Source organism: Acinetobacter sp. WCHAc060042 (assembly GCF_003231195.1).
GTDB lineage: Bacteria > Pseudomonadota > Gammaproteobacteria > Pseudomonadales > Moraxellaceae > Acinetobacter.
The window spans coordinates 1-14158 of the sequence record NZ_QKVN01000059.1; the positions used below are offsets into that span (position 1 = coordinate 1).

The 14158-nt window shown below is 40.1% G+C and carries 12 protein-coding genes and 1 pseudogene; 6 read left to right on the forward strand and 7 right to left on the reverse strand.

Annotated elements, in window-relative coordinates:
* Positions 1-27: 27 nt before the first annotated feature.
* Positions 28-1194: a methionine adenosyltransferase gene (gene metK / locus DPG01_RS17135; protein ID WP_086210181.1), complete on the reverse strand. Its 1167-nt coding sequence runs from the start codon at positions 1192-1194 to the stop codon at positions 28-30.
* Positions 1195-1914: 720 nt separating this feature from the next.
* Here metK and tkt point away from each other — a divergent pair.
* From tkt to DPG01_RS17155, 4 genes and pseudogenes are all read left to right on the forward strand, one after another.
* Positions 1915-3903 carry a transketolase gene (gene tkt / locus DPG01_RS17140; RefSeq protein WP_110975880.1) on the forward strand — a complete coding sequence of 663 codons (1989 nt, stop codon included), beginning with the start codon at positions 1915-1917 and terminating at the stop codon, positions 3901-3903.
* Positions 3904-4016: 113 nt separating this feature from the next.
* A complete protein-coding gene (locus tag DPG01_RS17145) occupies positions 4017-4232 on the forward strand; it encodes a hypothetical protein (RefSeq protein ID WP_004696769.1) in 216 nt (71 codons plus the stop codon).
* A 144-nt stretch (positions 4233-4376) separates the two neighbouring features.
* A pseudogene (locus DPG01_RS17150) lies at positions 4377-4801 on the forward strand (GNAT family N-acetyltransferase).
* A gap of 123 nt (positions 4802-4924) precedes the next feature.
* The gene (locus tag DPG01_RS17155; protein ID WP_086210178.1) at positions 4925-5503 is read left to right on the forward strand and encodes a YceI family protein; all 579 of its coding nucleotides are present in this window, start codon (positions 4925-4927) and stop codon (positions 5501-5503) included.
* 678 nt (positions 5504-6181) lie between these two features.
* Here DPG01_RS17155 and DPG01_RS17160 read toward each other — a convergent pair.
* From DPG01_RS17160 to DPG01_RS17170, 3 genes are all read right to left on the reverse strand, one after another.
* Complete coding sequence (locus tag DPG01_RS17160; RefSeq protein ID WP_110975886.1) at positions 6182-6835, reverse strand: flagellar biosynthesis protein; 654 nt, start codon at positions 6833-6835, stop codon at positions 6182-6184.
* Between the two features lie 563 nt (positions 6836-7398).
* The gene (locus tag DPG01_RS17165; protein WP_110975881.1) at positions 7399-8118 is read right to left on the reverse strand and encodes a glutamine amidotransferase; all 720 of its coding nucleotides are present in this window, start codon (positions 8116-8118) and stop codon (positions 7399-7401) included.
* 106 nt (positions 8119-8224) lie between these two features.
* On the reverse strand, positions 8225-8797 hold the full coding sequence (locus DPG01_RS17170; RefSeq protein ID WP_110975882.1) for a TetR/AcrR family transcriptional regulator: 573 nt from the start codon (positions 8795-8797) through the stop codon (positions 8225-8227).
* 94 nt (positions 8798-8891) lie between these two features.
* Between DPG01_RS17170 and DPG01_RS17175 the strand changes: the two genes are divergently transcribed.
* On the forward strand, positions 8892-9659 hold the full coding sequence (locus tag DPG01_RS17175) for an SDR family oxidoreductase (protein WP_110975883.1): 768 nt from the start codon (positions 8892-8894) through the stop codon (positions 9657-9659).
* A gap of 11 nt (positions 9660-9670) precedes the next feature.
* On the forward strand, positions 9671-10261 hold the full coding sequence (locus tag DPG01_RS17180; protein ID WP_110975887.1) for a 2-hydroxychromene-2-carboxylate isomerase: 591 nt from the start codon (positions 9671-9673) through the stop codon (positions 10259-10261).
* 49 nt (positions 10262-10310) lie between these two features.
* On the opposite strand, the gene eutC is transcribed toward DPG01_RS17180, so the two are convergent.
* The 3 genes from eutC to eat are packed head-to-tail and all read right to left on the reverse strand — an operon-like array spanning position 10311 to position 13979.
* Positions 10311-11126 carry an ethanolamine ammonia-lyase subunit EutC gene (gene eutC, locus DPG01_RS17185; RefSeq protein ID WP_110975884.1) on the reverse strand — a complete coding sequence of 272 codons (816 nt, stop codon included), beginning with the start codon at positions 11124-11126 and terminating at the stop codon, positions 10311-10313.
* A 10-nt stretch (positions 11127-11136) separates the two neighbouring features.
* The gene (locus DPG01_RS17190; protein WP_110975885.1) at positions 11137-12522 is read right to left on the reverse strand and encodes an ethanolamine ammonia-lyase subunit EutB; all 1386 of its coding nucleotides are present in this window, start codon (positions 12520-12522) and stop codon (positions 11137-11139) included.
* 14 nt (positions 12523-12536) lie between these two features.
* Positions 12537-13979, reverse strand: a complete 1443-nt coding sequence (gene eat, locus DPG01_RS17195; RefSeq protein ID WP_086210172.1) for an ethanolamine permease — start codon at positions 13977-13979, stop codon at positions 12537-12539.
* Positions 13980-14158: the final 179 nt, after the last annotated feature.

The following is a 14158-nucleotide window of genomic DNA, read 5'->3' on the forward strand; positions in this document are numbered from 1 at the left end:
TTAAGCGGGTTTCTTTTGGAATCAAACTTATAGACCAGCTGCAGCTTTAAGCGCTTCCACTTTGTCAGTTTTTTCCCATGTAAATGCAGTATCTGAACCTTCGCGACCGAAGTGACCATAAGCAGCAGTTTGCTTATACATCGGTTGAATGAGGTCAAGCATACGAGTGATACCGTATGGACGTAAGTCGAAGTGTTCACGGACTAATGCAATGATCAGCTCTTCAGATACTTTTGCTGTATTGAAGGTATTGATTGAAATAGACGTTGGCTCAGCCACACCAATGGCATACGACACTTGGATTTCACATTTGTCTGCAAGACCCGCAGCTACAATGTTTTTCGCAACATAACGACCTGCGTAAGCAGCAGAACGGTCAACTTTAGATGGATCTTTACCAGAGAAAGCACCACCACCGTGACGTGCCATACCACCGTAGGTGTCTACGATGATTTTACGGCCTGTTAAACCACAGTCGCCCACTGGGCCACCAATCACAAACATTCCTGTTGGGTTGATGTGGAATTTGGTGTCTGCATGGAACATCTCAGCAGGAATTACTTTTTTCACGATTTCTTCAATAACAGCTTCTTTTAAGTTGCTTTGAGAAATTTCAGGATCGTGCTGGGTAGACAGAACCACTGCGTCTAAACGAACAGGCATGCCATTTTCATAAGCAAAAGTTACTTGGCTTTTTGCATCTGGACGTAACCATGGTAAAGCACCACTGCGACGTAGTTCAGCTTGCTTTTCCATTAAACGGTGTGCGTATGAAATTGGAGCAGGCATAAGCACGTCAGTTTCACGGCTTGCATAACCAAACATTAAACCTTGGTCACCTGCCCCTTGATCTTCAGGCTTTTGGCGGTCTACACCTTGAGCAATCTCTGGTGACTGTTTACCAATCATGTTGATCACAGCACAGGTTGAACCATCAAAACCTAGGTCAGAATGGTGATAGCCAATGCCATTTACGGTTTGGCGTACTACTGCTTCAAAGTCAACATTTGCAGTTGTTGTGATTTCACCGGCAAGTACTACCGCACCCGTTTTTACAAGCGTTTCACAAGCAACCCGCGCATATGGGTCTTCTTTTAAGATCGCATCCAAGATAGCATCACTGATTTGGTCAGCCATTTTATCTGGATGGCCTTCGCTTACAGATTCCGAGGTAAATACAGCGTACTCGCGCATAAGTCCTATCACAGTTAATTTAAAAGACGCAATATGGTACATCGACTTAGCCGTTTGAGCCAGTTCTACACGACCAAAATGACTGAATTTATTTCAATTCAACGACTTTTTATCTGATATAGGCATCTAAAAAATTGATATAGCGTTTATTTTTAGTTCGAAATGGCAAATTAACGGGTTTTTCTTCAAAATATAGAGGCATGTATTTTGGATGGTTATGCGCTGTTTATATTTTGATATAAAACAAAAACTTGAATTATTTTTTATTGGTTTTCTTGTTGTGGCATTAAATAAAAAATGCTCAAAATATGTATCATAAAAGAATCTATAATTTGTCCTAATTCATGAAAAATCTAAAAAAATGAATAAAATTCACCATGCGTGTTTAATTGTATGTAAAAAATACAAATGTATGCTGTGATGTGTTTGATACTCAAAGATAACGGTTTGTTCTGATTAGTGAATAGGATGATTGAGCTTTGTTTTTAAAAGTTGAAGATTCTATCGTATGGGATTTGAACCAGAGAAAAGCTAGTGAGGCATTTCTGAGTCAAATTGTTGTGATTTTAGGCAATGCCCGCATTTATTAGACATTGATGATGAATAAATAGCGAAATATTGTCCATTAGGCTTTACCCATTCCTCTTTTTTTAAGACAATACACCTATCTTTGAATTCTATTCATCTTACTCTTTAAATCATTTGTTTGGACTCTGACCTATGACAACCCCGCTTAACGAACGTCGTATTGCAAACGCAATTCGTGTATTGGCAATGGATGCTGTGCAAAAAGCAAACTCTGGACATCCAGGTGCGCCAATGGGGATGGCTGATATCGCTGATGTGGTATGGCGTGAGTTTTTCAACCATAACCCGACTAACCCACAATGGGCGAACCGTGACCGTTTTGTACTATCAAATGGTCATGGCTCTATGCTGCAATATGCGTTATTGCACCTTACGGGCTATGATTTATCAATTGAAGATTTAAAAGCATTCCGTCAACTGCACTCTAAAACGCCGGGTCACCCAGAATTAGGTTATGCGCCAGGTATTGAAACTACGACTGGTCCGCTTGGTCAGGGGATTGCAAACGCAGTTGGTTTTGCTTTAGCTGAAAAAACTTTAGCAGCGCAGTTCAATAAAGATGGCTTAAGTGTTGTTGACCATTTCACTTATTGCTTCTTAGGTGATGGCTGTTTAATGGAAGGTGTTTCTCATGAAGCATGTTCACTTGCAGGTACTTTAGGTCTGGGTAAACTGATTGCTTACTATGACGACAACGGTATTTCGATTGATGGTGAAGTAGAAGGTTGGTTCTCTGACGATACAGAGCAACGTTTCTTGGCTTACGGTTGGCAAGTTCTTAAAGCTGATGGTCATGATGCAGATGCATTACGTGCTGCAACTTTGCAAGCAAAAGCTGAAACGAAAAAACCAACGATCATTATCTGCAAAACGATTATTGGCCTAGGTTCACCAAACAAACAAGGTAAAGAAGACTGTCACGGTGCGCCACTCGGTAATGACGAAATCGCATTAACACGTGAAGCATTAGGTTGGGCAGAAGGTCCATTTGAAATTCCTGCTGACGTTTATGCAGCATGGGATGCAAAAGCAAAAGGCACAGCTTCTGAAGCGGCTTGGAATGAGTTATTTGCGCAATATACAGCAAAATATCCAACTGAAGCAGCTGAATTGAAACGTCGTCTTTCAGGTGAATTGCCAACTGAATTCCTTGCTCAAGCAGATGCGTTTATTGCTGAAACTAATGCAAAAGCCGAAACCATTGCTACACGTAAAGCAAGTCAAAACACATTGCAAGCATTTGGTCCATTATTGCCTGAATTATTAGGCGGTTCTGCGGACTTGGCTGGTTCTAACTTAACACTTTGGAAAGGTTGCCAAGGTGTTCAAGACAATCCAGCGGGTAACTACGTACACTATGGCGTACGTGAGTTTGGTATGACTGCAATTGCAAACGGTGTTGCGCTTCACGGTGGTTTCATTCCTTACGTTGCAACATTCCTTATGTTTATGGAATATGCGCGTAATGCAGTACGTATGTCTGCGTTGATGAAACAACGTGTAATCCATGTATATACACATGACTCAATTGGTTTGGGTGAAGATGGTCCAACGCATCAACCTGTAGAGCAAATTGCATCTTTACGTGGTACACCAAACTTAAATACTTGGCGTCCATGTGACACTGTTGAAGCCGCTGTGTCTTGGAAATCTGCACTTGTGCGTTCAGAAGGCCCAACTGCGTTGATCTTCTCTCGTCAAAACCTACCATTCCAAGCTCGTACAGATGTACAGATTGCAAATGTAGCGAAAGGTGGTTATGTATTGGCTGAAGAAAAAGGCGAATTAAAAGCGATTATTATCGCGACAGGCTCTGAAGTATCTTTAGCAATGGAAGCACATGCACAGCTTGAAGGTGTGCGTGTCGTATCTATGCCATGCGCAGAAGAGTTTGTGAAGCAAGATGTAGCGTACCGTGAAGCGGTTCTTCCATCAAACATTCGTGCGCGTGTTGCTGTTGAAGCAGCGCATGTAGATTACTGGTGGAAGTTTGTAGGTTTAGACGGTCGTGTAATTGGTATGACGACTTATGGTGAATCTGCACCAGCGAAAGACTTATACCAATACTTCGGTATTACGACTGAAGCAGTTGTTGCTGCGGTAAAAGAATTGACAGCTTAATTTTAGAAATTAACTGTTTGAAGGACGCTCCAGTTAAGGGGCGTCTTTTATTTTGAATGGCGTATAATATGCAAGCTGCTGCTGAAGTAGCTGCATAAATTTTAGGTGATGATATGAGCTTGTACGATCAAATTCATGATGAAGTTGTATTGATGGATGCGGGCGAACAGAAGTGGATTGGACCAGATCTACCTTTGGAGGCGATGGTTGCTGTTGAACTGTTATTGCAAGATTTAGCAGAAGATAAGCAAATTAAGATCCGTCGTAAAAACCATGAAAAGCAAACCGGTATGAAGTTGATTGATCGGATTCTGATTGAAAAACTATGATGGTTACCACGTCTAAAAGAAGCCTTATTGAAGTGATTCAATAAGGCTTTTTCTTTGGGTAGATTTCGGTTTAAATATGAACAATAGAAAAACGAAATGTTACGAAAGATCGGATCAAAATAAGATGTAGAAAATATTCAAATTGTGCGACTGGACGAAATAAATCAGTCCTATTGGCTGGTGTTGTGGCAGGCCTATCAACGTTTTATCTGGCTGATCTGGATCAGTAAATCTTTGAACATACATGGAATAAACTTACCGATCCTAAGCTTGTACATATGTATGGTTTTTCCACGAAACTCGATGAGCAAATTGTAGGTATTGTGCATGTGGTAGAACATGATAGCTGTTAGATGCTAAAGCCTTATGCCTACTTACAAGATTTGTTTACGCATGAGGGCTATCGTGGGCTAGGGGGTGCAAGAGCTTGAATCGAACATGTCAAAATGCATACTGAAAAGCGAGCATGTGATCGAGTCTATTGGCTTACCCATCAGGATAATTTAGTCGCTCAGCAACTCTATAACAAAGTCGCGAAGAAAACAGGTTTTATTCAATATAAAATGTAGTGCTAAGACTACATTTTAGAACAAATTTATCGTTCTAAACTTGCAACATATCGTTTTATCTTTATGGGTGTATTCGCTGTAAAACTCTATAAACTAAACAGTATTCCAGTGTGAGATAAAAACATGAACTTTAAAGCTTTAACAATCGGTTTGGCTGTTGCAACTGCAACTACATTTGCTATGGCGAAACCTGTAGCATATCAAATTGACCCTACACATACTGCAACAGTGTTTTCATGGAACCACTTCGGTTTTTCAACACCATCTGCAAACTTTAGCGACATTCAGGGTGTCATTAATGTTGATAATGCAAAACCTGCAAATTCGTATGTGAATGTAACGATTCCATTATCTAGCTTGAATACCAATGTAAAAGCTTTGGATGAGCACTTACAGGGTGCAGATTTCTTTGATGCAGCAAAATATCCAAACATCACTTTTAAAAGTACTAAAGTACAAGCGGTTGGTGCAAACAAATACAAAATCACAGGTGACTTAACTGTTAAAAACGTGACTAAGCCTGTTGTATTGGATGCTGTATTGAATAAGCAAGGTGAGCATCCAATGACGAAAGCTCAATCTATTGGTTTCAATGCGACAACTTCATTTGACCGTTCTGCATTTGGTGTAGGAGCTTATGTGCCGAACGTAGGTGATAAGATCACAGTGAATATCACGACTGAAGCATCGGTTGCAAAATAATTTTTGTAATACAAAAGCTTATCAAGGAAGGAGAGAGCCTTGGTAAGCTTTTTTGTTTCTAACATCCTTACAAGAAATGTGATCCTTCTGCTCAAAATAATAATAAAACTAATAGGTTCATAGAAATTTTACCCAAAATGCGAGTATCGGAATTTATTTAACGTGGTTTAAACTTGTGCATTACTATGATTTTTTAGAAGTAATGCTATTTAATTATTAGAAATTCAGCAAAAAAATGCGCAGACAGCAGTCCTAAAGCTTCTTGAACTTAATAGTTAGTGGAAAAGTCATAAAATCAATTGGTGAATTTCACACTAATGATTTCCTCCCTTAGAAAAGCATGTATGTTGAATAGAATAACTATGTATTTACTGCAAATATTTATTTTAAGCTGAATATTAAAAAGATCCTTTTTTAATTAAAATACTTATTTGATTGGAAATCATAAATTTTTCATCTATATAGATAGGGAATTTAATAAAAAATGGCCAGATTAATCTGACACACCCACCCATTATGATAGAAAAATAAAAGTGAGTAGCTGATTTATTGATTAATCTTTACGGCTTGCAATGTTTGATTCTTTAGGGGTTATCTTAAAACCAAATATGTGGATGAATAAAGCCTTTTTTAGGGCTTTATTCATCTAAATTATACTTGGATATATGAATTAAGCTGTTATGGCGTTACTTTTGTTAAGGATGATATTAATTTGGTTTCGTAGTCATTTAGGACATTATCAATATTTTCAATCCATTTGGTGCCATTGGCAACTTGTGCAGATTTAACTACTTTACTGTAAACATGAACAGGTTCAGCAGCTAAATTTTTTGTATTGCTAATATCTGTGTCAATTTCAGAATGGATTTTGATGGATGCAAATCCTGGTTGGAACCATGACCAAAACTTATTGATTTTAATGTTGAGAACAAAGTCGGCATTTGCTCGGTTAGTTTCATTATTTTCAAGAACTACATACCCAGATCGTTCGAGAGCGAGGGTAGTACGTTTTTGTAATAATTCTGAGACGGTTTCTTTTTCTAACAAAATATCGCCTAAGGCTTTTCCATATCCATTTCTTTTACGAGCAACAGCTTTTGCTTTATCTGCTTCAGTTGCCTTAGCCAAGCCATCTTTTAAAGATGGGATGTCGGCAGTTGCAGGTTTATCTTCGAAAGTTCGGTCATCTTCAACGAGTGCAATCACTACTTTTTTAGAATTTGCTGCTTCTTGATAAGATGTAGGATTATGAGGTGTAGGGACTTGAATCAGTCCACGAGATGTTGCACAACCAGAAAGTGTAGTTATTAACAGTCCCAAAGTAAGAATTATGAAAGAGTGTTTCACTAGTACCCCTAAATATTTATATAGTTGGAAAAACGGGATAAATATAAAGAAATAACCCATAAAATTAAAGAGAATTATTCTCATTTGTTAAATTATTAATTTTCGTTGAATATTAAAATATAAAGTCTAGAGTTCTGTGTTTGAATTGAAAGAGCGCCTGTTAATAAGAACTTCTTTATATGCCCCTAGTTGAAAATCATTGGACTTTATAAATAATACTTTATTTATTTGTAAGATTTTCTACATATTCTCGCCATTCGATGCTTTGATTTTATTCTTATCTGAAATATCACTATATTTTTCTGGAGCTGTATATTTATAACTAACTTAGTTGCTCTTTTCATTTTGAAAAAGATGAAAATATGTGCTTTGAATATTGAGCTCACGCCGTAGCCCAATAGGGTTAAAAAATAAGTGATATATTTTAAAAAAGCACCTACTAGAAAGAGTTCAGAGGTGCTTTTTTATAGCATGTCAGATAAGCAATACTAAAAGAATGGGTAAGGTATCACTATACTCTATAAAGTTTGAACTCGTTTTCATTTGTATTAAGAAGCAGTTTTCACTTCAACCAGCTGTTGCATGTACGTTGCTATAACCTGACCTGAGACTTGCTCTAAGGGTGCTGCAAAACGTAGATTGTCTGCACGTAGGGCTGGAATATTAATCCTTGCTTGGCGCAGCTCTGCGGTATGCCCGATCAACCATTTTTCTAAACCATCGGCGGCGACTTCAGGGTGGAACTGTAAACCGAGAATGTTTTTGCCTACACGAAACGCTTGGTTAGGATAAACCTCTGAGCTGGCTAAAAGTTCAGCCTGCGCAGGGAGGTCAAACGTATCCCCATGCCAATGCAGGACTTCAGTTCCTTCAAGTGCTTGTAATGGATTATGCTCAAGAGTATGGAGCTGTAACTGACTCCAGCCAATTTCTTTACTATGACCTGCATACACTTTTGCACCCAAAGCATGTGCGATTAACTGTGCACCGAGGCAAATGCCTAAAGTGGGTAAATTTTTTTCTAAACGCACTTTCAGTAGGTCTATTTCTTGTTGTAGAAATGGGTAGTCTTCGGTTTCATACACCCCGATAGGGCCACCTAAGATGACGGTTAAACCGTCATAACTTAATGCTTTAGCTAAGTCATCTTTACCTGCTTCAAAATATCGTACCCGATAACCCAATTGATATAACACATCTTCCCATGCGCCTAGATCTTCAAACGCAAGATGCTGAATGGCGTAAATAGTATCAGGTAATACAGTCATGACAGGCTCGTTTATTGGTACTAAGGAGCCTAAAAATGTACAGGGAAATGAGCCGAAGTTGAAGTCAAGAACGAAGAAAATATGTAGAAAAACACGACAAATGGAATCATTCACTTTGTTTAAGTTGCAACATATTTTTAATCATCCATTTACTTGAGTTTAAGATCTCATGTTGTAAATGTTCATCAGCCATGCTGCGTGCCATGACAATAGCTCCGACCAGTTGGCACAGTACAGCCCAAGCTTGTGTTTCACTGCCCAGATGCTGTGTAAATAAAGCATGACCACGAAGCATTTCCTTTTGAAAGCATTGTTTTGTGCTTTCGCTACTACGTGCAACTTCTGTTGCCAAGGCGGGAATGACACAACCATGATCTGGGCGCAGGACATGAGAGAAAGCTAAATAGCGATCTAGTTCAAAATCAATCCAGTCAGATAGTTTTTCATGAGGATTGGCTTGCCATGCCTGAAAACTGTGTTGTAGCTCTGACTCAATGAGTGCTTCAAATAATTCGTGTTTTGACGAAAAATGTGAATAAAAAGCGCCGCTGGTCATTTGAGCGGCTTGCATAAAGCTATCGACACCAGTACTGGCAAAACCTTGTTTTTTGGCCAGTTGGCCACTGATTTTAAGTAACTCTTTACGTTTTTCTTCTTTATAACCTGTTTTGTAGCGCATAGTGATTTCATCAAAATATTATTGACTGATTTTGAAAACTATAACATAGTGATCGTTATAATAACGATCGTTATTTTATAAAAGGAAAATATTTATGGATAGAACACAGCAAGAACAACAGTCGCAATTGACCGAAGCTAAAAAGAAAGTGGCATTGGTGATTGGTGCAGGCGATGCAACAGGGGGGGAAATTGCCAAACGTTTTGCCCGTGGCGGTTATATCAGCTGTATGACGCGAAGAAATGCCGAAAAGCTCCAGCCCTTAATTGCGGACATAGAGGCTGAAGGGGGGATTGCGTATGGTTTTGCTTCCGATGCACGTAAAGAAGATCAAGTCATTGCTTTGGTGGAAGAAATTGAAGCCAATATTGGTGAAATTGATGTTTTGGTGTTTAACATCGGGGCGAATGTGCCGTGTAGCATTTTAGAAGAAACTGCACGTAAGTATTTTAAAATTTGGGAGATGGCATGCTTCGGTGCATTTTTGACAGGGCGTGAAGTAGCGAAGCGAATGGTACTACGGGATCGAGGGAGCATTATCTTCACAGGGGCAACCGCAGGAATAAGAGGTGCAGCAAACTTTGCCGCTTTTGCAGGTGCAAAGCATGCATTACGTGCCTTAGCCCAAAGTATGGCGCGTGAATTGGGACCTAAAAATATTCATGTAGCCCATGTGGTGGTTGATGGTGCAATTGATACAGACTTCATCAAAGACACTTTCCCAGAGTTGTATGCACGTAAAGAGCAGGATGGCATTTTAAACCCTGTACATATTGCAGAAAATTATTGGCATTTGTCGCAACAACCGCGTGATGCATGGACGCATGAGTTGGATTTAAGACCTTGGATGGAAACGTGGTAAAAGGACAAAGCATGAAAACCGTAGAATTTTATTTTGACTTGGGCAGCCCGTATAGTTATTTGGCCTACTATCGGTTACGGCAAATGGCCGAGCAACAAAGTTTTCAAATCATATATAAACCTATTTTATTGGGTGGCGTATTTAAGGAGACAGGGAATAGAAGTCCGATAGAGATTCCGAGTAAAGGTATTTATTCCATGTTAGATATGCAGCGTTGGGCTGATTATTACGGCATTCCCATGCAAATGAACCCACATTTTCCCATGAATACTTTAACCTTGATGCGTATTTTGACAGGCGTTCAATTGTTGCATTTAGAAAAGTTTGAGCAAGTTTTAAAACTTTTATTCGATGCGATGTTTGGTACACCCAAAAACCTTAATGAACCTGCTGTCTTAGCAGAGGTGTTAAAACCAAGTGGCTTTTCTGTAGATGACATCATGAGTATGGTTCAGTCGGATGTGGTGAAGCAAAAACTGATCACTGAAACGGAACTGGCCATTCAACGGGGCATTTTCGGTGCACCGACATTCTTTGTGCAGGATGAGATTTACTGGGGACAAGATCGCTTACATTTTGTTGAGCAAGCACTGCAAAGGTAAGTTAGATAGAGAGCAGATTAGCCAAAGTAATGGCTAATCTGCTTCAGAATTAAAATAAACGTTTAGGGGTATGCGCAGTGTCCAGACTCACCATTTCGTGTTCGTCTTTTAGCTCAACCCCAGAATAGCCAAGTTTTTTTGAACCACGCATGAGTGACATTAGCCGTTGTGTTGCAATTAGAATACTTAAACCCGCAGGACGAACATTAGAAATACAGTTTCTTTTTGCGTCTAGGGTACCAGTGCTAGCTTTCCATGTGTAATAAATCCCCATGCTGTCTGGTGAGCTGAGACCAGGGCGTTCTCCAATCAGCATGACCAACATTGTAGCGTGTAGGCATTCGGCAACTTGGTCACCCAAAGCAACTCGGCTGCCTGTTGCAATAACGATAGGAGCAATAGACCAATGCTCAGCTTGCAAATGCGGGATGAGGTGCTGAATAAACGGTACGGCATTTTCTTCAATTGCACGTGCAGAAAGACCATCCCCAATCACAATACAAACATCATAAGCTTGTGGGTTACTTGCTTTAAACATTTGTAAGCCACGATAGGATTCACTATTAAGCAAACGCCCTAGATCTGGACGTTTTAGATATTCCTGCTTGTCTTCGGCTTGGCTATGTACGGTTAAACTATCCAAACTTTGGGTTTTAAAACTAGAGACCAATAGATCGACATCTAAAGCTTGATGTACTGCATCCTGTGCTTCAGCATGGGCCAGTTGGAATTTCAGCATTTCATGCGTAGGAATACTACAACCTGCACGTCCGATTGCAATTCGTGCATCGGTAAATTTTTTAAGATTTTCCCAAACATCCTGATGCTGTTCGGATTGATAGTTTTCGAGAGGAACAAGTGACATAGGTTGCTCCTTATATATGTAAAAGTTTTTCAAACTGAGGTGGCATGTGTTCAGGCCACTGAATGTATTGTTGCTGTTGTTTAAAAATTCCTTGTTCGGCGAGCCACGTATCAAATTCAGGTGCGGCTTTTAGACCCAGAAGCTGTCTTAAATACAAGGCATCATGAAACGATGTGGTTTGATAGTTCAGCATGACATCGTCTGAACCTGGAATGCCCATAATAAAGTTCAACCCTGCTGCACCAAAGAGGGTGAGTAATACATCCATGTCATTTTGGTCAGCATCGGCATGGTTGGTATAGCAAATGTCACATCCCATTGGTAAGCCGAGAAGCTTGCCACAAAAATGATCTTCTAAACCTGCTCGGATAATTTGTTTGCCATTATATAAATATTCTGGACCAATAAATCCAACCACGGTATTGACCAACAGTGGGTTAAATTTACGTGCGACTGCATAAGCGCGAACTTCTATGGTTTGTTGATCAACGCCGTGATGGGCATTGCTGGATAAAGCACTGCCTTGACCCGTTTCAAAGTACATCACGTTTTGTCCCACAGTGCCGCGTTTCAAAGCGAGTGTCGCTTCATAACCTTCACGGAGTAACTCAAGATTAATCCCGAAGCCGTCGTTGGCAAGTTGAGTTCCTGCAATAGATTGAAACATCAGGTCAATCGGCACATTTCTTTCAGCCAGTTGAATGCCTGAACTGATATGGGTTAGCACACAAGATTGGGTTGGAATTTGATGCTCTTGAATAATATGATCGAGGAGTTTTAAGAGTTCTGATAAATTTTGGAGGTTATCCGTTGCGGGGTTAATCCCTATTACTGCATCACCATTGCCATACATCAGTCCGTCCAAAATACTGGCCGATATCCCCAAGAGATCATCTGTAGGGTGATTGGGTTGCAAACGAGTGGAAAGATGCCCTTTTAAACCGATGGTGTTGCGAAATTGGGTGATGACTTCACATTTGCTGGCCACCAAAATCAAGTCTTGATTACGCATAATTTTACTGACAGCGGCTACCATTTCAGGTGTTAAGCCTAAGGCAAGTTGCTGTAACTTTTCTGTACTTGCATCTGCACTGAGCAACCAGTTGCGAAAGTCACCTACAGTGAAATGTGAAATAGGGGCAAATAAATCACTACGGTGCTCATCAATGATTAAGCGTGTGATTTCATCTTGTTCATAGTCAATTAATGCCTCAGTTAAAAATTGTTTGAGTGGAACCTCTGCCAAAGCCATTTGTGCAGCAACACGTTCCGTTGCATGTTCAGCTGCAACACCTGCCAATTGATCTCCCGATCGCAATGGTGTTGCCTTTGCCATAAGCGTTTTTAAGTCATTAAAAACATAATGTTGATGTCCAATCAAAGTTTTATAAGCCATTTTGAAAGGTCCTCTTATAATTCTTGCTCAGCCTTGCGAATATTTTCAAACTCTTCTTCAGGTGTTCCTTGCACCAGTTTATGCCGACTATAAAAGATGAAGTAAGCAATAAATACCACATAGATACCAGCCGCCATAAACCAAACTTTAGGGTCGACCACAAAGCCTGCAATTACTGCGATACTGGCTAAAATTAAGGCAATAGATGAAGTCGCAATGCCACCTGGTGTTTTGTATGGGCGTGGTAGTTCAGGGCGACTGATGCGGAGTTTGATGTGGGACAGCATCATTAAAACATAGGAAATAGTCGCACCAAACACGGCCATTAAAATGAGTAGATCACCTTCACCAGTTAGCGATAGTAAAAAGCCAATGATGCCAGGGATGATAATGGCTAAATAAGGTGCTTTATTTTTATTTGTGAGTGACAGGGATGTCGGTAAATAACCTGCACGAGATAAGGCAAAAATTTGGCGTGAATAGGCGTAGATAATAGAGAAGAAACTTGCAATTAAGCCAGCCAACCCCACAAAATTGACAAAACTAGCAAGCCACGTATTTGGTCCATAGACTGCAACAAGTGCATCGACCAATGGGGCACCTGATTCTTTTAATTGATCTGCACCAGCTGCTCCAACACCAAGGAACAAAATGAGCATGGCAAATGCAGCAAGGATAAGCATAGAACCGATTAAACCACGCGGGAGTGATTTGGATGGATCTTTAGCTTCTTCTGCTGCAAGTGGTACACCCTCAACGGCTAAGAAGAACCAAATTGCATAAGGCACGGCAGCCCATATCCCAATATAGCCCATAGGTAAGAAATTGCTTGCCCCAATATTTTCAGTTTGAGCAATATTAAACAGATTGGCACTGTTGAAATGGGGTGCCATTGCGACGAAAAATACAAATAAGGCCACAGCAGCAACTGCGGTAATCACAAAGATGATTTTCAGTGCCTCACCCGCACCTTTGAGATGAATGCCCATAAAAATCAGATAGCAGATCAAATAGATGATCCATCCACCGATACCAAATAATGATTCACAATAAGCACCAATAAAGCAGGCAATAGCAGCAGGTGCGATGGCGTACTCGATTAAAATTGCAGTACCTGTGAGATAACCGCCTAAGGGGCCGAAAGCGGTGCGGGCGAAACTATAACCTCCACCAGCCGTGGGAAGCATGGTCGCCATTTCAGACATGGCAAGGCACATACATAGATACATAATGGCAACTACGACTGTTGCAATGAACATACCGCCCCAGCCACCTTGAGCTAAACCGAAGTTCCAGCCTGCAAAGTCACCAGAAATGACATAAGCCACGCCTAAACCGACTAAAAGTAGCCAGCCGACAGCACCTTGTTTAAGTTGTCTTTTTTCAAAATAATCGTCAGAAGTTTGCACTGTTTGTGTTGATAAAGATATTGAATCTTTAAGCGGAGAGTCTGTCATAGGAAGCTCCATATCTTAAGTTTTTATAGATGGCTTGGTTCATACAATGTTTAAGCAATTTCAGTACCAAGCAATCAGACATCCTGTCTAATTTTGTGTGTAACGCAGAGATAAATTATTATTTTTGAAGGTTGAAGGTTGAAGGTTGAAGGTTGAAGGTTGAAGGTTGAAGGTTGAAG